Source organism: Fusobacterium sp. SYSU M8D902 (genome assembly GCF_040199715.1).
GTDB lineage: Bacteria > Fusobacteriota > Fusobacteriia > Fusobacteriales > Fusobacteriaceae > Fusobacterium_A.
Genome location: NZ_JBEFNA010000022.1, coordinates 14,754 through 35,691 on the forward strand (window position 1 = coordinate 14,754; position 20,938 = coordinate 35,691).

The following is a 20,938-nucleotide window of genomic DNA, read 5'->3' on the forward strand; positions in this document are numbered from 1 at the left end:
AGGGAAAGATGAAGAAATTATTGTATATATTTTTTCTATCTTTTTCATTAATAAATGCAGATACAATAAGTACAGATACTAAATCAATAGAAGAAGAAGTAAATATAGAAAAAATAATAAAACAAAAAAAAGAGTTAGAGCAAAATATAATTAAAAATATAGAAAAACTTAATAATAGAGTACAAAGTTCAACAAAAAATATTTTAGAAAAAAAAGAAATTACCAAAGAAAATACTATAGAAAAATTAAAAAAATATTTTAAAATAATTAAATATATAGTAAATCCAATATTTTTAGTAATATTATTAACTATTTACTATAAGAAATGGAAAGAGTATAGAGAAAAAAAGAAAAAAGGAGAATAAAATGATATATATATATATGATATTATTTGTTGTATTCATAGTTTTTCTATTTAAATTAGAAACAGAATATGATCCAAAAAATAAAAATAGAACAGTGGATTATTTACCATGGATAATTCTAAATAAAGATGGAATAATCACAAATAAAAATGGAAGTATAACTAAAATATTTAAATACAAATGTGATGATATGGAACATCTTAGTAATTATTTTTTATTTAGATACAGAGATCATATTAATAACATTTTAAAAAGACTTGATGAAAAATGGGTTGTTCAAGTTGATTCAATTAGAAAAGTTAGCAATAAATATCCTAATTCAAAATTTAAAAATAAAATTTTAAATGAATTAGATAAGAGTAGAAAAGAAAAATATTTAGGAGGAAATTATTATGAAAGTGAAAATTATATCTCTTTAACTTATTTTCCTCCTAAAGATAAAGAGAATAAGCTAGAAAACTTATTTTATAAAAATATAGAAAATAAAGATCAATTAGAAGGAATTTTAGAGAAATATTTCTCTGAATTAAATATAGTAATAAACTTACTAAAGGAGCATTTTATTTCTTTGGAAGAATTAACTCCTGATGAAACAGTAACATTTTTACATAGTTGTATTACAGGAAATGACAAGAAATTAAAGTATATTCCAGGGAAATTATTAGATTACTATATTTCTGATGTAGATATTATTCCTAATAATGAGCCAGTTAAAATAGGTAATAAATATTTAGCTGTAATAGGGATTTTATCACATATAGCAGAACACCCTTGTGGTTTATTTGATGAACTTTCAAGATTAGGAATAGAATATAGAATAAATCATAGATTTATATATATTTCAGACAAAGAAGGAATAAAAATATCAGAAGATTATGAAAAAGCATATAACAATGAAAGAAAATCTTTTATTGCAAGTATGAAAGAAGAAGCAATGAAAGAAGAAGTAATTGGAGAATCTGAATATGCTTTAGCAATGAAAGAAGAAGCAAGAGGGCTATCAAATGATTTAAGAAAACGAAGTCTTAAATCAGGCTATTATTCTTTTAATGTTGTATTATTAGATGAGAATAAAGAAAAATTAAAAGAAAATATAGAAAAAATAATGGAAGAAATAGATCTATTAGGTTTTGTATCAGTAAACGAAACTGTAAATTGTTTGGAAACTTTTTTTGGTACAATGGCTGGAGATTGCATTAATGGTTTAAGAAAACCATTAATGACAACATATAATCTAGCCTCTCTAATTCCAATAAATATGGATTGGGGAGGAAGTTCTACTAACAAATTTTTTAAACAAAATAACTATCCTAGTGAAGCATTAATTTATTGTCAATCAGGAGAAAATTCTTCTTTTAAATTAAATTTACATATTGGTGATGTAGGACATACACTTGTATTAGGTCAAACTGGAGGTGGTAAATCTGTATTATTAAATACTTTAGCTTATCAAAGTCAAAAATATGGAGCTAGAGTTGTTTTCTTTGACAATGGAGGTTCATCAAGAGTATTAACTCGTGCTATTGGTGGAAAATTTAATGATATAGGAAATGATAAAATAAATTTTCAACCTTTTAGGTATATTGACAAGCAATCAGAGATGGAATGGGCATTAGAATGGGTACTATCTATACTAGAAAAAGAAAAGTATGATTATACAGCTAATGACAAAACATTAATAGCAGAAGCTTTACATAATTTGTCAAAAAATACTCCTGAAAATAGGACTATGAGTGTTTTTGCTCTATTAGTTCAAAAAATAGAAATTAGAAATATATTAATGATTTATACTAAACAAGAAAAAATTGGTATATATGGAGAATATTTTGACAATAATAAAGATGATATAAATGATGAAAATTTATTCCAAGTATTTGAACTTGAAAAAATCTTTGATTCAAAAATATTAGATATATTTTTAGATTACTTATTCCATCGGGTTGAAACAGAACTGTTATCTTCTAAAGATGGAAAAGTAATTCCAACTTTTATATTTTTAGATGAATTTTGGAGAATGTTAGGAACTCCAAAATTTAGATTAAAAATAAAAAATTGGCTAAAGACATTAAGAAAAAAACATGTAGCTGTAATCATGGCTACTCAATCTTTATCTGATGTAGCAAAGAGTGAAATTAAATCAGCATTGTTGGAAAGTTGTCCAACAAAAATTTATTTAACGAATCCTGATTTAATTCCAGGGTCAGATACAGAACAAGATTATTTTAGTTTTGGACTAAATGATGTAGAAATAGAAATGATAAGAACAGCACAAGCTAAGAGAGATTATTATTTAAAATCTGAAGGTGGGAAAATGATAAATCTAGATTTGTCTAAATTAGAATTGGCTTATGTAGGTTCATCAAGTCCTTCAGATCAAAAAGTATGTGAAAAGTTATATAAAGAAGCAAAAGATTTAGATGAATTTAATAAAAATTGGAGGGAATATAAAAATGTATAAAAAAAATAATAAAGAACATTTTTATAAAATGATAGCAATTTTTTCTATATTATTTGTTGTTTTTTATTATTTAAAAGACAATTATATATATAATATGACTCCATCTATTCCAATAGGATTTTATAAAATTGAAAAAATTTCTAATCAAAATGACATAAAAGTAGGAGATATTATAGTTTTTAATATCTCCTTATCTGATAAGGCTTTTTTAATTGAAAGAGGATATATTTCAAAAAGGACAAAAGCTTTAATGAAAAAAATTTCAGCAAAAGAAGGAGATATTGTTGAAGTTGATAATTTTTTAAAAATAAATGGAAAAATTATCAAAAAATTAAAAGATAAAGATATAATGGGTAAAAATTTACCTTTAAAAAAAGGTAAATTTCAATTAAAAGAAGGAGAATATTTTTTAATAGGAGATAGTTCTAATTCTTTTGATTCATGTTACCTTGGTATAATTAAAGACTCGCAATTTCTTTTTAAAGTGAAACAAAAGTAAATGGGGGATATATGAAAACAAAAGAGAAGAAAAAACAATTTGTAGCTAATCTTTTTCAAAACTATGCTTTTAGGATTATATTTGATGATCCTAAATTATCTGATGTAAAAAAAATCTTTATTTCTAAAAAATTGTTTAAAGGAATAAAGAATAATGGGAAAATAATAATTTATTTTTTTTCCCATAAAAAAGTAGAACTAGATATTGATAAAATTAAATCTAATAAAATTTTAATAAATTTAGGAGGAAGAAAATAATGATAAAAAAAATTATGTATTTTTTATTAGCAGTAAATTCACTATTAATAGCTGAAGATACAGTGCTAGTTCCAATAGGAAATGATAAATATGAAAGAGTACCAATATCAGATATTATTATTGCTGAAGAATTATTAGATTCAATACAATCAACTGAAGAACCTAAGATACCAATATATACAAAAGATAATATTGTAATAGCTAAAGATCAATTTAGTTTAAAAGATATTTTAGATATATCATTAACTTATCAAGAAAAAATTTTTGATAGAAAAAGCTTAGAAAATAATAAAAATTATTATCAAAATAGGGTAGCTGATATATTTTTAGATAATTCAAAAATTAAAAAAAGTGTTTATCAAGATGAATATTCTCTTGCTTTGAGTTTATTTAATTATTCAAATGAATATGAAAAAGATAATAAAAAAATGAAAAATAAAGGTATAAGTATTGGAACTCAATATGGTTTAACTGATAATTGGAATTTAAATTTCACTATTGGATATATGGATTCAAAAATAAAAACAAAATCTAAAGATTTATATAGTGGAGTAGATTTAAACTATAATTCTCGTTCAGTAGCTGATGAAACAGAATATAGTTATGGAGTAAAATTAGGATATTTAAATAGTGATTCAATAAAAGAATACAAGGTAAATGATATGTTTATAGGCTTATTATATTATAATATGAATATTCCATTAACAACAGATTTATCAAGTCAAATTGGGTATGAAACATCTATCATTTCAAATAAATTAAATCTTGGATTGAATCAAAATATATGGATTAATAATGATATTGAGTTGAATATAATTTTAGATGGTAATTATGTTTTTGGATATAAAGATAGAGATAAAAAAATATACACACATTTAGATGAAGATAAGATAAATTTAAATATTAAAACAAAAATAAAATATAAAAATTTAGAAATAACACCAAAATATGAATTAATAAATAACAATATAGGTTTAAGTTTTAAATATTGTTTCTAAAAAAGCATAAAAAGAGAGTATTTATACTCTTTTTTTTATAATTTTAATAAATGTCCGATAATTATATTATAAAAAATAAGTACTTTTAATAAGAAATTTTTTTAGTTTTTGAGTAATTGTATAGTCTGTCTATTATATATATTTGAATAATTGAATAAATAAATATAGTAATAATTTTTATAGAAAAACAAATTAAAGAAATATATATAAATTTATTATTGTTTGGTATCTTTATAAATAATCCAATAAAAAAAATAAATAAAGAAATAGTACCTAAAATAGCAAATATCATTCCTATTAATATTCCTACTATAAGAAATATTTTGTTAAATATATTTAAAATAATACAAATTAACCACAATAATCTTTTCATTTATTCCTTCTCCTTTAAGTGAAAGAGTAATACAATTAGTATTACTCTTTCATTTCTTTTAATTTTTCTAAAAATGTTAACTTTTCTTTCTTTTTCTTCCTCTTTCTTATATATCTTCTATTTCAAATTTTTTTAAAATTAGATGATTATTGTAATCATCTAATGGATCTAAGTTTTCATATTCAAGTCTAATTTGAAAATTAGTTAATACAAAAACTCTTTCTTTTACTGAAATATCAATTATATTATTAATATTCTCTAATTTTTCTTCTAAAAATTCTTCTACATCTTCTTGTTCCATTCCAATGTAGTTGTTTAATATTATATTTAGTTTTGTTAAATTTTCCATTTCAAATCTCCTTTATATAAGTGGGAATTAAATCCCACTTATTATAATTTGTTAGGATTCATAATTTATCTATAATATCTATATCCTAACCCCAAAATAGATATTATATTTTCTCTTTATTAAATAAAGGTATGTATATACTTAGCATTTGTTCTAATAACATTAATAATCATTCCTCTTTAAAATTATTAATACGATTAGTACTAAGTATCACTAATTATTTTGTAATCTATCGTTTATTCTCCTAATCCCACCTGTAATTTTATAATGATATTTATGGGATAATTGCTCCCATTTTCTTAAAAGTCTTTGCACTCTATTATATTTATCTTTTTTAATAGAGTATTTTATAACTTTATTAAATTCATCATAAGATAAATTTATTAATTCATTTTTTAGTTCAAAAAAATAATATCCCAAATAATTTCTGTTTTTACTTATTAAAAGTAAAACTTCTTTTTCTATTTCTCCTCTTTCATTTTTGTGAACTTTTTTTGAAAGTTCTTTATATTTAATTGAATCATATCCGTCTGCATTTACTCCTGTGTAGTAATAATATGCAGTAGGAGATATAGAAAGAACTCTCCCATCTTTTCTTGGAAGTGGAATCCCATTTTTTACACAATTATTACTCCACTTCTTTTCTAAGCAAATTCTTTGATTAAGTTCTTTCATTTTACCTCCAAATTATATTTTAAATATTAAACCTATTATTCCAAGAATAGTAGTAAAAATAAAAAGAATAAATATTATTATTTTATCTTTTTTATTTTTTAATTCTATCTTATTAAGTATTTTACTTTTTTGATAAACATTATTTGAAATATTTTCTTCTATAATTTTACCTTTAGTAAATGATGAAGGTGTAATTATAGGTGGTGCTTTTAAATCTGAATTTAAAGTTATTTCTGAGTTTAAATTCGGATAATTTAAAACTTTAATTACTAAATACAATAATAATAAAATTGCAATTATTCTAAAAACCAAATCTTTCTCCTCCTTTCTATTTTTTATTTATGGAAATATCCAAAACTTTCAAGCCTTGAAATCCACATTCCTCGTGGAATCCCTACAAGCCATACTTGCTCCTCTTCATTCCAAGAAGCACATAGTCCGTTGATACCGTCTGCTCCGTCTTGGTATCGAGCAAACATTTTATCTTTGATGATACAAATTCCGTCGTACCCATCTGTATCATTTCCATTATACATTATACTATACCCTATGATTAACTTATGAAGGCTGTTCCAAACCTTCTGATTGAAGAGGATAGCTATATCCTCTAAATTTTTATATTTCTTTTCCATGATTTCTCCTATTTCCTTCTTTTTTTGTTGCCCATGCTATTTCTTCAGCAAAATTAATAATTTTTGTAATAACCATATTTTTTATATGTATTACTACTTCTTTATCATCAAATTTTGCTAAATAAAATTTTTCATTTTCTTGAGGTTCTATTTCCTGTTTATTTAATTTAAAATAGCTACTTAATTCTATCCAGTTTTCCATTTTTTCTCCTTTTTATTCCTTTTCTTTTTTTTTATATTTCTTCTACATCAAAATTTCTAAAGCTTTCTATTTTTTTATCTCTGTATGCAAATTTTGGATCTAGAGCTTCATAGTATCTTTTTTTACACTCCCCAGTCATGTTGTCATATTCTTCTACCACTTTAGCCATGTAGTAGATGGCATATCCATTATATGACCAATCACCAAATTTATTGCTATTACTTATTACATATCCTACAACTCTTTTCATATTTATGACCCCCTAGATTTATTTTTATATAATAATTATAGCATAATTATTATATTTTCAAACTTTTATTTCTTCTTCAAATATCTGATTTTCAGGTGGACAAAGAAAAAAATCTTTTGTCTTTAGCTTTTTTCTCTAATATAATAGCTCCTTTCAATCTATTAATTTTTTATTTTGTTTTTAATGTTCTTTTTTTTATATCAGGTTTTCAGTATGGACAAGCATTAAAAAATCATATTCGCAAAGAATTTTTACAAGACTTTTTTTAAATTTATGGAAGAATGGAATAAATTTAAAAAAACTTGCATTGGTCTTGTAAAAAATTCAGAATATGATTAAATGCTGATGTACATACAACCTGATATAAATGGAACATTTAAAATATTAAAATTTTATGATTGGAGCTATTATAAAGAAAAAGAGAGAAAAAAGCTTTTTTTAGTCCACTTGAGGACTAAAAATAATAAAATAAATTGATTTATCAATTTATACCTTTTTAAAATTGATTTTAAAAGCTTTCAAATTTAAAACAAATATTGATCTATATTTAAAATTTAATAAAAAATTAATATTAATATTGACGTGTCGTCAAAAACATAGTATAATAAATTTAAAAAACGGGTTGTCACATCAAAAAAATATAACAACTCGTCATATTAGGAGGAATAGAACTATGGAATTAAGAAAGCTTAAAATTTCTTATATAAAATCAGGAAGTGGAAGTTGGAATACAAGGTTAAATATTCCAATTTCTTGGATAAAAGAACTTGAAATCTCACAAGATGATAGAGAAGTTTTTGTCTATAAAATAAATGATAAAATTATTATCTCTAAAAAATTATTAAAGTGGAATACTTTAGAGGTTGGTGAGATTATAAAAACAGAGATAGTAAAAATAATTAATCAAAAAGAGTATATTAATTCTAAAGAAATTTCAGAAATTTATATGAATATTATGAACTGTTACAAGTTCAATAGTGAAAGAGATAAAAAAAATCAATATTTTAATTTACATTCTAAAGTTCAAGAGTTTTTAGAAAAAAAATATAATTTAGTTCTAAACAATGATGAAGAATATTTTTTTGATAAAAAATATGAATTTAAAAAAGTTGATGAACTTAAAACATTTTTTGATATATAATATTCAAATATCCATAAAAGTATACTTTTATAGATTTGAAGATTTTCACTAAAAACCTTAATTTTTTTAGTCTTTTTTAGTCCGTAAATATAATTTTATGTAATTTTACTTTTATAGACTTAAAGTAGATTTTTTTATATAAAAATGTTATAATATAATAAAAAGTTTTATGAGGTATAAAAAAATGAAATTTTGGAAATGCAAAAAAAGTTTTTTTACAAAATTAGAAAAAAAGATTGATAATTGGAATTATGAAAGAGAAGCATTTTTTAAATTGTTAATAGTTATTATAACAATACTTATATACAATATTTATAATACAATAAGTGAGATTCCTTTAGAACGAAAAGAAAAAATTAGTTTAGAGAAACAAAAAAAAATATTGAATAATATTGGTTAGGTAAATAATATGAAATATGGTTATATTCGTGTATCAACAAGACAACAAGATGAAACACGTCAACTGGTGGCTCTTATTAATAATGGAATTTTAAAAGAGAATATTTTTATAGATAAAAGTACAGGAACTACTTTTATAGGAAGAACAGCTTGGGAAAAACTTCTCGCTAAAGTTGTAATAGGAGATATAATTGTAATAAAAGAACTTGATAGACTTGGTAGAAATAATAATGAAATCAAAAATAATTTTGAACATTTAAACAAAAAAGGTGTGTTTCTTGAATTTTTAGAACAACCTTTACTAAATACTTATGGAATGAGTAAATTAGAAAGAGAACTATTACAACCTCTTGTTCTTCATCTTCTTGGTTATTTTGCTGAAAAGGAAAATGAAAAAAGAAACACTAGACAAAGTGAAGCTTATGCTAGTTTACCTCGTGATGATAAAGGAAGAATGTTATCAAAAAAAACAGGTCGTCCTGTTGGAAGAAAAAATGCTTTAGATAATTTAACATCAGAACAAAGAAGAGCGATTGAATTATTTTCTAATTCTCAAATATCTTTAGAAGAAAGTATAAAACTTTCTAATCTAAAGAGAAGTACTATTTTTAAAATAAAAAAAATTTTATTTCCTAATTCTATTCGGAGAAAAATATTAACTAAAGATATTGAAAATAATATCCAGTTATGGATAAATAAAAAAATTTCTTTAGAAGAAGCAAAAAAAAGAACAGGTTATAGCCGTTCTTATTTATATAATATTAAAAAGAACATAAATGTTAAAAAGGAGATAATATGAATATTAAAGATAAAATGTCAGATGATTATATAAAGGATATGTTAGTTAGAATGGCACATCACTCTACAGCTATTGAAGGAAATACTCTTACATTAGCTGAAACAGTATCAATTTTAATCAATAATTATATTCCTAGAGAAATGTCTGAAAAAGATTATGATGAGATTAAAAACTATAAAATGATTTTACCTATTTTATTAAATTCTAGTACACAAGAACTTAATACAGGACTAATAAAAGAATATAATAAAATAATAATGACAAATTTAAGAAATGATGCAGGGCAATATAAAAAAATAGAAAATATAATATTAGGAGCCGAATTTGAAACTACAAAGCCATATCAAGTACCATATGTAATGCAAGAATGGTGTGATAATTATAATTTTAGAATGAAAATTGCTAAATCAGATGAAGAAAAAGTTGAAATTATTTTAGATCAACATATAAAATTTGAAAGAATACACCCTTTTGGAGATGGAAATGGAAGAACAGGTAGATTGTTAATAATAGATTCTTGTTTAAGAGAAAACCTAGCTCCTATTATAATTCCTAAGGCTGAAAAAAGTAAATATATAAATTTTTTGGCAAATGAAGATGTAAAAAATTTCACTAAATGGGCTTTAGAACTTCAAGAAAAAGAACTAAAAAGAATTAAAATATTTCAAAATACTTTATTAAAAGATGACCTATCAAATAAAAAAAGAGAAATAAGATCGCAAACTAGAAATAGATCAAACGAAAGATAAAAAATTAAAAAATAAAGCAAAATGAATTAAAAGAATTATAAGTAATAAAAAAGTTTGTAATAAAAATTAATAATTGATATAATATACACTGAAGGAGTTGGTACAAATGATAAGAAAAATATTTATATTTAGTATTTTAATGCTTGGATTAATAGGTTGTGAAAAAAAAGTTGAAATTACTCCAAAAGAAGAAAAGATTAAAATTGTACAAGGTATGTTTAATTCTGATTCTAAAATGAAAGAAAAATATGAAAAAATAAAAAAAGAATTACAACTTGAAGCTGATAAAGGAAATAAATCGGCAGAAGATGAATTAAAAAGATGGGAAGAAATTAAAGATGAAGAAATAGCTAAAAATATGTTTAAAGTAAGCGATAAGGCTAAAAAAATTGCTGATGAGATTAGAAAAAGTTACAATAATTAAAAATAAAAAATGGGGAAATTCCCCATTTTTTATTCTATTATTGTTTTTATAGCAATAGTAGGCATTTCTAAAATTTCACTTGTGTTTATTCTCAATAATTTAGTTTTATCAACTTTTACTTCTAAAACCTTAATTTTTTCATCTTGATAAAAAATAATACCCTCTATTTCAACACTTATTGGCTGAATAGTATAAATTTTATTTTTTTGCATTTTAAAACCTCCTATAAAGTATTTGATTTTCAGGTGGACAAAGAAAAAAATCTTTTGTCTTTAGCTTTTTTCTCTAATATAATAGCTCCTTTCAATCTATTAATTTTTTATTTTTTTTTAATGTTCTTTTTATATCGGTTTTCAGTATGGACAAGCATTAAGAGATCATATTCGCAAAGAATTTTTACAAGACTTTTTTTAAATTTATGGAAGAATGGAATAAATTTAAAAAAACTTGCATTGGTCTTGTAAAAAATTCAGAATATGATTAAATGCTGATGTACATACAACCTGATATAAATGAAACATTTAAAATATTAAAATTTTATGATTGGAGCTATTATAAAGAAAAAGAGAGAAAAAAGCTTTTTTTAGTCCACTTGAGGACTAAAAATAAAAAATGACATTCTGTCACTTTTTATTTATTTTTATAAAAAATTATGATATAATATATATTATAATCTGTAAGGAGATCCCCCAAAGATTATATAGTTTATAATTTTAATATTAAACAATATAATAAAAATTGTAAGGAAATCCCCCAAGATATTATCAATAAACTTATTTAATAAGCTTATTGATATATCTTGGTTTTTTTATTTACAGGAGGAAAAATGGAAGAAAAAAGAAATGGAGAGCAAAAAACATTTTATAAGAATGGAGTTATAAGAAAAATAGAGAACTATAAAGATGGAGAATATAATGGAGAGCAAAAAACATTTTATGAGAATGGAGCTATAAGAAAAATAGAGAACTATAAAGATGGAGAATATGATGGAGAGCAAAAAATATTTTATGAGAATGGTAATTTAGAAGATTTACAAAAATATGACAACAATAAAAGAATAGGGGAATGGAAAGAATTTTATGAAGATGGTAATTTAAAAACAATTTCACTTTATAAAAATAATAATTTAGAAAAACAATCATCATATAACTCTAACGGAGAATTAATAGAAGATTTTAATGTAAATTATAAAGATGGAATGAATTTTTATATAGGTAAATATCTAAAGAAAACTAATGATACTTATAAAGAAGGATTTTACAATGATAAAGGTTTTACTGGCATTTTGAAAACTTATTATCCAAATGGTAATGTGCAAGAAATTTTCAATTTAGAAGATGATTTCTATATTGGAAAATATGAAAAATATTATGAAAATGGAAAATTATTTATATCAGGAGAATATAATAATAATTCTATGAAAGATAAAGAATGGAAATATTATGAAGAGAATGGTAATTATTTGTCTTGTAAAATCTTTAATAATGGAAAATATGAGAAAGAATTAGAATACTATAATAATAAACTAATACGTGAACGCAATTTTTTTGAAAATAAAATTGTTGTTAATAACTTTAATAATAACAAATTAGAATCTATTGAAGAACTCTATAAAACAAAAGATAGATTAAGAATATATAAATTTCCAAATGGTCATATTAATTATATAAGAACCAAAAATAGTTGGAAAGCATACTATGAAAATGGAAATTTAAAATTTGACTATCAAATGGAAGAAACAAATTTCAAAGGCGAACATAGAAATTACTATGAGAATGGAAATCTAAAAAACGAATGTTTTTATTCCATTAATGAAAATGGATATTCTTTTAAATCTGGTAGTGAATTTATATATAATGAATCAGGGCTTCTTATTAAGAAAAATATATATGAAATAGATAGTTCTTTTGAAATTTTAAAAGAAAGTTTAGATTATGATGATAAACTTAATGTTATTAAAAAATCAAATTATATTAATAATAATTTACATTCAGAGTATTTTTATAATACAGAAATAACATCATATAAAGAATATTTTGAAAATGGAAATTTATATGCTATTGGTAATTTAAATTTAAAATCTGATGATTCTAAAAGAATAGAATTTTATGAAACAGGAGAAAAATCAAAAGAAATCATTAATAAAAAAATTAAATACTATAATAAAACTGGAAATTTAGTTGCATTGGAAGAAGAAAAAGACCAATGTATAAATATAGAATTATATGATATAAATAAAAATGTTATTTCTAAACAAAAACTCTATGAATTAGATTCTAGAAAAATAAATGAAACTATAAATTATAACGAAAATAAAGAAATAAGTGAAATGAAACTATTTATAAAATCCATAAACTCTGAAGAAAATGGTAAATATTTTTTAAAAATAGAAAACAATAAAGCAACACAATTTACAGCTATAACTAATCATAATATAGAAACATATGACCATTCAGTAATAAAAAAATATAATGAATTAGTAACTAATAAATATGGAGATTTACTAAATTTAAAAGATAAAATTAACACTAAAGAAACAAGAGGAAGAGCAACAAGAGGAAGAAGAAATTCAGGTAATGAAAGATAAGAGATAAAAATAGAATTAATATAGTCCAAAAAATTGCATAATAATAAAGGAGGAGGAATGTAATGATTTTAATAATAACAGAAAAAGAAAATTATTTAAAAGCAATTATAAAATATCTTAATTTTAAGAATGAAGTTTTTGAAAAAAATGAAGGATATTATAAGAGTGCGAATTATTTATTATCTTGGACAACAGGACACCTTCTCAAATTAAAACCACCTGAATATTATGATCAAAAATATAAAAATTGGAATTTAGAAAGTTTACCAATTTTTTTTAAAAATTGGGAAAAAATTCCTCTAAGTAAAAAAGAAAATGCAAAAGCTAATTTTCAATATAATATTTTAAAAAAATTAGTATTTAATAGTAAAATAACATTAATCTATCATGCAGGAACACCTGATGATGAAGGACAATATGTTATTGATGAAATTTTAGATTATTTAAAAAACCAAAAAAAAGTGAAAAGACTTTTAATAAACGATACTACAATTCATGGAGTTGAGAAAGCTTTTAATAATCTACAAGATAATAACAATTTTATTTCTATAGGACAAAGTGCCTATGGAAGAGCTGTTGCTGACTATATGTTTGGAATAAATTTATCAAGATATTTTACTTGTAAAAATAATGTTGGTACTCTAAGTTTAGGAAGAGTTCAAACACCAACATTAGCAATGATTGTTAATCGTGATAATTTAGTAGAAAATCATGTAAAAGAGAAATATTATGAATTATTTTCAAATATTCAAGTTATAAAATCTAGTAATAAAAACGAAAATTTTAATTTAGAAAAACTAAAAAAAGATTATATAGATAGTTTTCATAATGAAGAATTAGCAAACTCTCAATATAATAAAATGTTAAAAGAATATGAAGCATTAAACAGTAATATAGATATTACTTTAAAATATAATGTTCCTCAAAGAAAAGAATTTCCAAATAAAAAAGTAATAAGAAAAGACTTTTTAGAATCCATTTCTAGTTTAATAGAAATGGATAATAATTTAAAAATTAATGTTACAAAAAAAATAGAAAAAGAAGATCCCCCATTACCACTTGATCTTTCAAAATTACAAATTTTATGTTCTGATAAATTTAACTATTCTCCAAAAGAAGTTATGAATGTAACACAAGTTTTAAGAGATAAATATAATGCTATTACATACAATAAATCTGAATGTCAATATTGCTCTATAGAGCAATACTTAGAAGCTGAAGAAACACTACCTATTGTACTTAGTAATTTAAAAATTGTCCTTCCTGAAATTAATTTATTCTTAAAAAGTAAAGCTTTTAATAATGAAAATATAGTTACTCATACAGCTATTATTCCTACACAAGAAAAAATAGATCTTAGCTCTCTTAATGAAAAAGAAAAAAATATTTATAAGTTAATTTCTGATTATTATATCGTTCAATTTTTACCATCAAGAATTTATGAAACAACTACTGTGACTATGAAAATTTATGAAGATACTGAACTTAAATGTTCAAGTACTAAAACTTTAAATATTGGTTTTAAAACTTATTTATCAAATGTAGATGAAGAAAAACAAGAAGAAGAAATTTCTGAAATTTCTTCTTTAATGAATGGCGAATATTTAGTTAAATTAATTCAGAATAAAATAGAAACTAAATATATTGATCCTCCTAAATACTATACAGAAGGGGAAATTATCTATGATATGTGTTCAATCTCTAAATATGTTGATAACATTGATATTAATAAAATTTTAAAATTAAAATCTAAAAAAATAGGAATTGGAAATATTGGTACTTCTACAACTCGTTCAATAATTTTAGAAAATTTATATAAAAGAGGTTTTATTATAAAAGAAGGTAAAAATGTTAAATCTACAAAATTAGGAAGAGAATTAATTTCTATTTTACCAAGTGATGTTACTAAGCCAAATTTAACAGCATTGTGGTGGTTAAAACAAGAAGATATTAAAAATAATTTTCTTTCTACAGATAAATTTTTAGAAAGTGTATTAGATAATATAAAAGATATATTAAATACAGAATATAAAACATTGAATTTACAAGTAAAAAATAAAGAAAAAGTATCATTGGGTAAATGTCCGATTTGTGGAAAGAACATCTATAAAGGTGAATTTAAAGATAAAAATACAAATGAAAAGAGATACAACTATTATTGTGAAAATTGTAAATTTAAATTATATGATAAAATGAAACATTATAAATCTACTCTAGAAATAACAGATGAAAAAGCTAAAACTTTACTTAATAACGAACCAACATTTTTTACTACATTAATTGGTAAAGATGGTTTAGAATTTGAAGGAAAATTAAAGTTAAAAATAAATAGAATTTTAAATAAAAACTATGTTAATTTTGAATATATTAAATCTTTATAAAAATAATAAAGTAAATTGATTTATCAATTTATACCTTTTTAAAATTAAAAAATGACATTCTGTCACTTTTTATTTATTTTTATAAAAAATTATGATACAATATATATTATAATCTGTAAGGAGATCCCCCAAAGATTATAAAAAATCAAAAATAATTTATCGTAAGGAGATCCCCCAAGATATAAAGATATATAAATAAATTTATTTGTATATCTTCATATATCTTGGGATTTTTTTATTACAGGAGGAAAAAATGTTAAAAGAAAAAAAAGAATATTTTGAAAATGGAAACTTAAAAGCAAAATGGTATGAAAATGAAAATGGAATAAAACAAGGAGAAAATTTAGAATATAGAAAAACAGGAGAACTATTTATAAAAAAGAATTATGATAATGGGGAATTAAATGGAGATTACTTAGTTTTTAATGAACAAGAACGAATAATCAAAGAAGTAGAATATATTCAGGGTAAAGAAGAAGGTATTTATAAAACGTATTATGATAATGGAATCTTAAAAGAATTATGTTGGTATAAAGGTGGACTAAGAGAAGGAGAGTATACTTCTTATCACGAAACAGGAAATATAAAGCAAATAGGACAATATAAAAATGGAAAAAGTAAGGGCGACTGGAAAAGTTATATGAATAATCATTTAATAACTTTAGAAAATTATAAAGATGGATTATTAAATGGGGAAAGAATTTCATATTATCTTCAAAAAAGTGGAGCAGAAGATGATTTGAAAATATCCAGCACTTGTACTTATGTATTAGGTAAAAAATTTGGTAAAGAATTAACTTATTATCCTAATGGACAATTAAAAAGAGAAGAAACTTTCTATATGAACAAAAAATATGGAATTTCAAAATCTTTTTCTGAAACAGGAAGTTTAAAAGCAATAGGTAAATATTTTGCTGATGAAAAAATTGATACTTGGGAGCAATATGATGCCTTTGGTAAAAAAAGTACTTTTGAATATAAAGAATTTAGTTTAAAAGAAAAAATTCAAAATACAGAACTAAGTAAAAAAACATTCTTTTTAGATGAAAATTTAAAAAAACAAGGAATATATATAGAATATAATACTAACAATGAACCTATATTTATATCAAATTATAAAGATGGACAATTGCATGGTGAAATAATTGAATTTAATATAAATAGCAGTTTAAAAGATCCAAAAATTTTATCCTTTTCAAATTATCAAAAAGGAGAATTAGATGGTATTTATAAGCAATGGTATGAAAATGGAAATTTAAAAGTTCAAAGTTTCTATAAAACTGGAAAAGAAAATGGAGTTACTTATATCTACTATCCTAATGGTAATCTATCTCAAGAAAGAATTTATAATGATAATTTATTAATACATAGAAAAAAATATTTTGAAAATGGACAACTAAAAGAAGAAGAATTATATGATAAAGGGCATAGAATAGGAGTATATAAAGAATATTTTGAAAATGGAAATTTAAAATATGAAGAGAATTTTAAAAATTATAAAGAATATTTTGAAAATGGGCAATTAAAAGAAGAGCATGAAGAAGTTTTAAATAGAAGTACTACAAAAAAATATTTTGAAAATGGAAATTTAAAATCAGAAATAAATTTAAAAGATGGTTTAAAAGATGGTTTAATTACTTATCATTCAGATTGGAATAATGAATATAAAATAAAAGCTGAATATAGAGAAGGAAAAAATCATGGAACTAAATTAACATATTTTACAGAAACAAATAATCTTTTTTCTATTGAAAACTATAAAAAAGGAAAATTAGATGGTATTTATAAGCAATGGTATAAAAATGGAAATTTAGAACTATTAGGACAATATAAAAATGGACTAAAAGAAGGAAAATGGATAGAATATTTTAAAGATGGTAAAGTAAAAAAGGATATAACATATTTTAATGGAGAATATAAAAAAGAAGAAGAAAAAAAAGAAATAATCAAAGAAAAACGAGTTATAAGAGGAAGAGCAACAAGAGGAAGAGGAAATTCAGGAAATGAAAAATAAAAGCACTCTATGAGTGCTTTTTTTAAATCCCTATTAGTTTTATATTATCATTATGTAACAAATAAGTATCATTATTATTTACTACTTCTTGATAGCTCTCTTTGCCTTGAAAACTATCTATAACATCTTTCTCTTCAATATCTAAATCTTCATACTTCGTTTTTCCATAACTTGGTGGTAACCATTTTTTCATTTGGCTTCCAAATATATTAAATTTTAATAAAAGTTTTTCATCATTAAATATAATGTGTGTAGTTCCTTTTTTATAAAAACTAACTGTAAAATATCCTAAATCAATATTTTTAGTTTTTTCATTATCTATATGGTTTAAAATATTTCTACACTCTTCTAAACTAATTTTTATATTTTCTTTTTTATTATCAAGGTACATAAATATTTTATATATATCTAATAACTTATTTTCTATTTCATAAGTTTCTATTCTATCACTATAACAACTAAAAGCATTTAAAGGAATAATAACTTTTTTATTTATAAAATGAGCTTTATTTGTTTTCCAACCATCAAAATAGTGAATATTCTTTGATGATTCATTATAATAATGATATTTAATAGAAAACTCATCAAATAAGTTTTCTATATCTTTTTCAAGAGAGCTAAACATATTTTTAGAAAGTTCTATTAAAACTTCTTCTATATTTTCTAAATTAAATTCATATTTTTTCATACTTTCTAAGTTAGAATAGAATTTACTTCTTAATTCATTAGTAAATAATCTTTCTAAATTTTTATTTTCAAATAAGATTTTCCAGTATTTTTTCCTTGTTTTTTCAACAAAGAAATTAATATTCATATCTTGATTATAATAATCATTTTTTAAAATTAATTTACTTTCTTTTTCTACAAACTTATTGAAAAAATCAATTTCTTTAATAAGTTGTTTCCCTGTTTCAATTTCAAATTTATATCTTTCAATTAAATTTAAAATCAAATCTTTATTTGTTAATTTATCAATTTTTATATTTTCAAAATTTATTTTTTCCTCTTCTAAATTTTTAAATAATTTTGATTTTATTTTTTTATTAATTTTTAAATTAATTAAAGCAACTTCTACATTTGTTTTTCTTTCAGCTCCTCCAAAAGCATTTTTTATTAATTCAATTTCTGCATTTTCAAGTTTATTCATCAATACTTTTCTATAATTAGAATAAGGATTTTTTAAAGTTTCTGCATTTAGTAAACAAATAATTTGTCCTCCACTATTCTCTATTAAAGAAATAGCTTTTAATAAATGTTTTTCCCCGTTTTCAAAAGGAGGATTCATCAATATTAAATCATATTCTTTATATGTATTGAAATTTAAAAAATCACTTCCTATTAAATTAAACTTTTTATCTTTTAAAATAGCTCTCAAATTATTGTCTATCTCAAGACAATCAAGACTATTTATTTTTATTTTATTATAGTATTTATTATATTCATTTAATCCCTCTATTAAATTTCCTTTCCCTGCACTTGGTTCTAATATATTTAGAGCTTTTTCTTTTTCTATTTTTTCAATCATTTTGATAATTATTTCTTGAGGTGTTGGATAAAAATTTTTATTTTCTGTAAACATTTTATTCTCCTTTATTCTTTAATTTTTTTATAAATATTTCTAATTCGCTATTATAATATTTTGCTATTTTATCATAAATCTTTTGTTCAAGATAAATATTAAAATTATTTTGTATTTTTTCTTTATTATTTTCAATAGTTTCTTTATCTTTTGCATGATTTATTAAATAGTTACTTATAACATCTTCAATGGTTATTGAAAATAAAATTTTTTTATTTTCATATTTTTTTAAAAATTCCCCATTTAATAATATTTCCTTTATTTGTATTTCATTTAAATCATATCTCTTAAACATCTTTCTTCTCCTTTAATTATTTTTTCTAATAAATATCTGATTTTCAGGTGGACAAAGAAAAAAATCTTTTGTCTTTAGCTTTTTTCTCTAATATAATAGCTCCTTTCAATCTATTAATTTTTTATTTTTTTTTTAATGTTCTTTTTTTTTATATCAGGTTTTCAGTATGGACAAGCATTAAAAAATCATATTCGCAAAGAATTTTTACAAGACTTTTTTTAAATTTATGGAAGAATGGAATAAATTTAAAAAAACTTGCATTGGTCTTGTAAAAAATTCAGAATATGATTAAATGCTGATGTACATACAACCTGATATAAATGGAACATTTAAAATATTAAAATTTTATGATTGGAGCTATTATAAAGAAAAAGAGAGAAAAAAGCTTTTTTTAGTCCACTTGAGGACTAAAAATAAAAAATGACATTCTGTCACTTTTTATTTATTTTTATAAATATTTATGATATAATATATAATATAATTTGTAAGGAAACCCCCCAAAAATTATAAAAAAACAAAAATAATTTATCGTAAGGAGATCCCCCAAGATATAAAGATATATAAATAAATTTATTTGTATATCTTCATATATCTTGGGATTTTTTTATTACAGGAGGAAAAAATGTTAAAAGAAAAAAAAGAATATTTTGAAAATGGAAAATTAAAAGCAAAATGGTATGAAAATGAAAATGGATTTAAATCTGGAGTTACTGCTGAATATTATGATAATGGAATTATTAAAGAACATTCATATTATGGAAAAAATGGAAAGAAAGATGGAATGTTTTTAAGATATAATAAAAATGGACAATATATTAAACAAGGAATTTATAGAGATGGAATTGAAAATGGAGATTTTAATTTATACTTAACAGAAAAAGGAGGAATTATTAGGGGTAGATATGAAAATGGAAAATTGACAGGAGAATTAATTTTTGAAAATTCTAAAGAAGAAATATTATGGAAATCACATTATAAAAATGGGAAAAAAATGTATCATTCTGAATATGAAAATGGAAATTTAAAAGAAATAATTAGTTATTTTCCATATAATAAAAAAGAATATTACCAAGATGGAGAGATTTTATCAGAAACTTTTGATAAAAATAATTTCAGATTATCAAAAGGATTTATTGACAATGAAGTTGTTTCTTTTTCTATAGCTAAAAATAAAGAATGTGATTTTCACTTGTTTTGTTTAAAAGATGGAAAATTAAATGAAGTAATTCAAGGAATTGATAAGATTTCATATAAAGGAAATGAAGCTTTAGATAAATATAAGTCTATCAGTAAATTAATTGGAGAAGATATTTTAAATTTAATTCCAAAAGAACGGATTAAAGAAAAAGCAACAAGAGGAAGAGCAACAAGAGGAAGAAAAAATTCAGGAAATGAAAAATAAATTTGATTAAATTAAAAAAATTACTAGAAAAAAGGAGACCAACTATGAATTGTCAAGCAAATTTTAAAAAATAAATTCAAATATTTTTCTTTAAATTTTGGCGTACTTTA

The 20,938-nt window shown here is 21.9% G+C and carries 22 protein-coding genes; 13 read left to right on the forward strand and 9 right to left on the reverse strand.

Annotated features, from left to right (window positions below):
- Nucleotides 1-8: 8 nt before the first annotated feature.
- The 5 genes from ABNK64_RS08285 to ABNK64_RS08305 are packed head-to-tail and all read left to right on the forward strand — an operon-like array spanning nucleotide 9 to nucleotide 4,577.
- A complete protein-coding gene (locus ABNK64_RS08285) occupies nucleotides 9-365 on the forward strand; it encodes a hypothetical protein (RefSeq protein WP_349764093.1) in 357 nt (118 codons plus the stop codon).
- Between the two features lies 1 nt (nucleotide 366).
- On the forward strand, nucleotides 367-2,823 hold the full coding sequence (locus tag ABNK64_RS08290) for a TraG/VirB4 family ATPase (RefSeq protein WP_349764094.1): 2,457 nt from the start codon (nucleotides 367-369) through the stop codon (nucleotides 2,821-2,823).
- A gap of 28 nt (nucleotides 2,824-2,851) precedes the next feature.
- A complete protein-coding gene (locus tag ABNK64_RS08295) occupies nucleotides 2,852-3,322 on the forward strand; it encodes a S26 family signal peptidase (protein WP_349764114.1) in 471 nt (156 codons plus the stop codon).
- Nucleotides 3,323-3,333: 11 nt separating this feature from the next.
- Nucleotides 3,334-3,579, forward strand: coding sequence for a hypothetical protein (locus ABNK64_RS08300; protein WP_349764095.1), 246 nt, complete (start codon nucleotides 3,334-3,336; stop codon nucleotides 3,577-3,579).
- A complete protein-coding gene (locus ABNK64_RS08305; protein ID WP_349764096.1) occupies nucleotides 3,579-4,577 on the forward strand; it encodes a hypothetical protein in 999 nt (332 codons plus the stop codon). Before ABNK64_RS08300 ends, ABNK64_RS08305 begins: the two co-directional genes overlap by 1 nt.
- A gap of 479 nt (nucleotides 4,578-5,056) precedes the next feature.
- On the opposite strand, the gene ABNK64_RS08310 is transcribed toward ABNK64_RS08305, so the two are convergent.
- The 6 genes from ABNK64_RS08310 to ABNK64_RS08335 all read right to left on the reverse strand — a co-directional run bounded on the left by ABNK64_RS08310 (nucleotide 5,057) and on the right by ABNK64_RS08335 (nucleotide 7,058).
- Complete coding sequence (locus tag ABNK64_RS08310; RefSeq protein WP_349764097.1) at nucleotides 5,057-5,299, reverse strand: hypothetical protein; 243 nt, start codon at nucleotides 5,297-5,299, stop codon at nucleotides 5,057-5,059.
- 213 nt (nucleotides 5,300-5,512) lie between these two features.
- Nucleotides 5,513-5,974, reverse strand: a complete 462-nt coding sequence (locus ABNK64_RS08315; protein ID WP_349764098.1) for a hypothetical protein — start codon at nucleotides 5,972-5,974, stop codon at nucleotides 5,513-5,515.
- Between the two features lie 12 nt (nucleotides 5,975-5,986).
- The gene (locus tag ABNK64_RS08320; RefSeq protein ID WP_349764099.1) at nucleotides 5,987-6,286 is read right to left on the reverse strand and encodes a hypothetical protein; all 300 of its coding nucleotides are present in this window, start codon (nucleotides 6,284-6,286) and stop codon (nucleotides 5,987-5,989) included.
- A 23-nt stretch (nucleotides 6,287-6,309) separates the two neighbouring features.
- Nucleotides 6,310-6,606: a hypothetical protein gene (locus ABNK64_RS08325; RefSeq protein ID WP_349764100.1), complete on the reverse strand. Its 297-nt coding sequence runs from the start codon at nucleotides 6,604-6,606 to the stop codon at nucleotides 6,310-6,312.
- Complete coding sequence (locus ABNK64_RS08330) at nucleotides 6,590-6,808, reverse strand: hypothetical protein (RefSeq protein WP_349764101.1); 219 nt, start codon at nucleotides 6,806-6,808, stop codon at nucleotides 6,590-6,592. Before ABNK64_RS08330 ends, ABNK64_RS08325 begins: the two co-directional genes overlap by 17 nt.
- 31 nt (nucleotides 6,809-6,839) lie before the next feature.
- Complete coding sequence (locus tag ABNK64_RS08335; protein WP_349764102.1) at nucleotides 6,840-7,058, reverse strand: hypothetical protein; 219 nt, start codon at nucleotides 7,056-7,058, stop codon at nucleotides 6,840-6,842.
- A gap of 673 nt (nucleotides 7,059-7,731) precedes the next feature.
- Here ABNK64_RS08335 and ABNK64_RS08340 point away from each other — a divergent pair.
- From ABNK64_RS08340 to ABNK64_RS08355, 4 genes are all read left to right on the forward strand, one after another.
- A complete protein-coding gene (locus ABNK64_RS08340) occupies nucleotides 7,732-8,199 on the forward strand; it encodes a hypothetical protein (RefSeq protein WP_349764103.1) in 468 nt (155 codons plus the stop codon).
- 409 nt (nucleotides 8,200-8,608) lie between these two features.
- Nucleotides 8,609-9,397, forward strand: coding sequence for a recombinase family protein (locus ABNK64_RS08345; protein WP_349764104.1), 789 nt, complete (start codon nucleotides 8,609-8,611; stop codon nucleotides 9,395-9,397).
- Nucleotides 9,394-10,146, forward strand: a complete 753-nt coding sequence (locus tag ABNK64_RS08350; RefSeq protein WP_349764105.1) for a Fic family protein — start codon at nucleotides 9,394-9,396, stop codon at nucleotides 10,144-10,146. Before ABNK64_RS08345 ends, ABNK64_RS08350 begins: the two co-directional genes overlap by 4 nt.
- A gap of 106 nt (nucleotides 10,147-10,252) precedes the next feature.
- Nucleotides 10,253-10,570, forward strand: coding sequence for a hypothetical protein (locus ABNK64_RS08355; protein ID WP_349764106.1), 318 nt, complete (start codon nucleotides 10,253-10,255; stop codon nucleotides 10,568-10,570).
- Nucleotides 10,571-10,599: 29 nt separating this feature from the next.
- Here the strand turns inward: ABNK64_RS08355 and ABNK64_RS08360 are convergent, their stop codons facing one another.
- Nucleotides 10,600-10,782: a hypothetical protein gene (locus ABNK64_RS08360; RefSeq protein WP_349764107.1), complete on the reverse strand. Its 183-nt coding sequence runs from the start codon at nucleotides 10,780-10,782 to the stop codon at nucleotides 10,600-10,602.
- 614 nt (nucleotides 10,783-11,396) lie between these two features.
- On the opposite strand from ABNK64_RS08360, the gene ABNK64_RS08365 reads away from it, so the two are divergent.
- The 3 genes from ABNK64_RS08365 to ABNK64_RS08375 all read left to right on the forward strand — a co-directional run bounded on the left by ABNK64_RS08365 (nucleotide 11,397) and on the right by ABNK64_RS08375 (nucleotide 17,552).
- Nucleotides 11,397-13,157 carry a toxin-antitoxin system YwqK family antitoxin gene (locus ABNK64_RS08365; RefSeq protein ID WP_349764108.1) on the forward strand — a complete coding sequence of 587 codons (1,761 nt, stop codon included), beginning with the start codon at nucleotides 11,397-11,399 and terminating at the stop codon, nucleotides 13,155-13,157.
- Nucleotides 13,158-13,219: 62 nt separating this feature from the next.
- Nucleotides 13,220-15,538: a DNA topoisomerase gene (locus ABNK64_RS08370; RefSeq protein WP_349764109.1), complete on the forward strand. Its 2,319-nt coding sequence runs from the start codon at nucleotides 13,220-13,222 to the stop codon at nucleotides 15,536-15,538.
- 253 nt (nucleotides 15,539-15,791) lie between these two features.
- Complete coding sequence (locus ABNK64_RS08375) at nucleotides 15,792-17,552, forward strand: toxin-antitoxin system YwqK family antitoxin (protein ID WP_349764110.1); 1,761 nt, start codon at nucleotides 15,792-15,794, stop codon at nucleotides 17,550-17,552.
- 22 nt (nucleotides 17,553-17,574) lie between these two features.
- On the opposite strand, the gene ABNK64_RS08380 is transcribed toward ABNK64_RS08375, so the two are convergent.
- Both ABNK64_RS08380 and ABNK64_RS08385 read right to left on the reverse strand, forming a co-directional pair.
- Nucleotides 17,575-19,131 carry a DUF4942 domain-containing protein gene (locus tag ABNK64_RS08380; protein WP_349764111.1) on the reverse strand — a complete coding sequence of 519 codons (1,557 nt, stop codon included), beginning with the start codon at nucleotides 19,129-19,131 and terminating at the stop codon, nucleotides 17,575-17,577.
- Between the two features lies 1 nt (nucleotide 19,132).
- Nucleotides 19,133-19,426 (reverse strand): hypothetical protein, encoded by a 294-nt coding sequence (locus ABNK64_RS08385; RefSeq protein WP_349764112.1) that lies wholly within the window; start codon nucleotides 19,424-19,426, stop codon nucleotides 19,133-19,135.
- A 622-nt stretch (nucleotides 19,427-20,048) separates the two neighbouring features.
- Here ABNK64_RS08385 and ABNK64_RS08390 point away from each other — a divergent pair.
- The gene (locus ABNK64_RS08390; protein WP_349764113.1) at nucleotides 20,049-20,828 is read left to right on the forward strand and encodes a toxin-antitoxin system YwqK family antitoxin; all 780 of its coding nucleotides are present in this window, start codon (nucleotides 20,049-20,051) and stop codon (nucleotides 20,826-20,828) included.
- Nucleotides 20,829-20,938: the final 110 nt, after the last annotated feature.

Excerpts from the sequence above, each read along its gene's own strand:
- ABNK64_RS08285 (WP_349764093.1), top strand. The coding sequence starts at position 9 with ATGAAGAAATTATTGTATATATTTTTTCTATCTTTTTCATTAATAAAT.
- ABNK64_RS08290 (WP_349764094.1), top strand. The coding sequence starts at position 367 with ATGATATATATATATATGATATTATTTGTTGTATTCATAGTTTTTCTA.
- ABNK64_RS08295 (WP_349764114.1), top strand. The coding sequence starts at position 2,852 with ATGATAGCAATTTTTTCTATATTATTTGTTGTTTTTTATTATTTAAAA.
- ABNK64_RS08300 (WP_349764095.1), top strand. The coding sequence starts at position 3,334 with ATGAAAACAAAAGAGAAGAAAAAACAATTTGTAGCTAATCTTTTTCAA.
- ABNK64_RS08305 (WP_349764096.1), top strand. The coding sequence starts at position 3,579 with ATGATAAAAAAAATTATGTATTTTTTATTAGCAGTAAATTCACTATTA.
- ABNK64_RS08310 (WP_349764097.1), bottom strand. The coding sequence starts at position 5,299 with ATGGAAAATTTAACAAAACTAAATATAATATTAAACAACTACATTGGA.
- ABNK64_RS08315 (WP_349764098.1), bottom strand. The coding sequence starts at position 5,974 with ATGAAAGAACTTAATCAAAGAATTTGCTTAGAAAAGAAGTGGAGTAAT.
- ABNK64_RS08325 (WP_349764100.1), bottom strand. The coding sequence starts at position 6,606 with ATGGAAAAGAAATATAAAAATTTAGAGGATATAGCTATCCTCTTCAAT.
- ABNK64_RS08330 (WP_349764101.1), bottom strand. The coding sequence starts at position 6,808 with ATGGAAAACTGGATAGAATTAAGTAGCTATTTTAAATTAAATAAACAG.
- ABNK64_RS08335 (WP_349764102.1), bottom strand. The coding sequence starts at position 7,058 with ATGAAAAGAGTTGTAGGATATGTAATAAGTAATAGCAATAAATTTGGT.
- ABNK64_RS08340 (WP_349764103.1), top strand. The coding sequence starts at position 7,732 with ATGGAATTAAGAAAGCTTAAAATTTCTTATATAAAATCAGGAAGTGGA.
- ABNK64_RS08345 (WP_349764104.1), top strand. The coding sequence starts at position 8,609 with ATGAAATATGGTTATATTCGTGTATCAACAAGACAACAAGATGAAACA.
- ABNK64_RS08350 (WP_349764105.1), top strand. The coding sequence starts at position 9,394 with ATGAATATTAAAGATAAAATGTCAGATGATTATATAAAGGATATGTTA.
- ABNK64_RS08355 (WP_349764106.1), top strand. The coding sequence starts at position 10,253 with ATGATAAGAAAAATATTTATATTTAGTATTTTAATGCTTGGATTAATA.
- ABNK64_RS08360 (WP_349764107.1), bottom strand. The coding sequence starts at position 10,782 with ATGCAAAAAAATAAAATTTATACTATTCAGCCAATAAGTGTTGAAATA.
- ABNK64_RS08365 (WP_349764108.1), top strand. The coding sequence starts at position 11,397 with ATGGAAGAAAAAAGAAATGGAGAGCAAAAAACATTTTATAAGAATGGA.
- ABNK64_RS08370 (WP_349764109.1), top strand. The coding sequence starts at position 13,220 with ATGATTTTAATAATAACAGAAAAAGAAAATTATTTAAAAGCAATTATA.
- ABNK64_RS08375 (WP_349764110.1), top strand. The coding sequence starts at position 15,792 with ATGTTAAAAGAAAAAAAAGAATATTTTGAAAATGGAAACTTAAAAGCA.
- ABNK64_RS08380 (WP_349764111.1), bottom strand. The coding sequence starts at position 19,131 with ATGTTTACAGAAAATAAAAATTTTTATCCAACACCTCAAGAAATAATT.
- ABNK64_RS08385 (WP_349764112.1), bottom strand. The coding sequence starts at position 19,426 with ATGTTTAAGAGATATGATTTAAATGAAATACAAATAAAGGAAATATTA.
- ABNK64_RS08390 (WP_349764113.1), top strand. The coding sequence starts at position 20,049 with ATGTTAAAAGAAAAAAAAGAATATTTTGAAAATGGAAAATTAAAAGCA.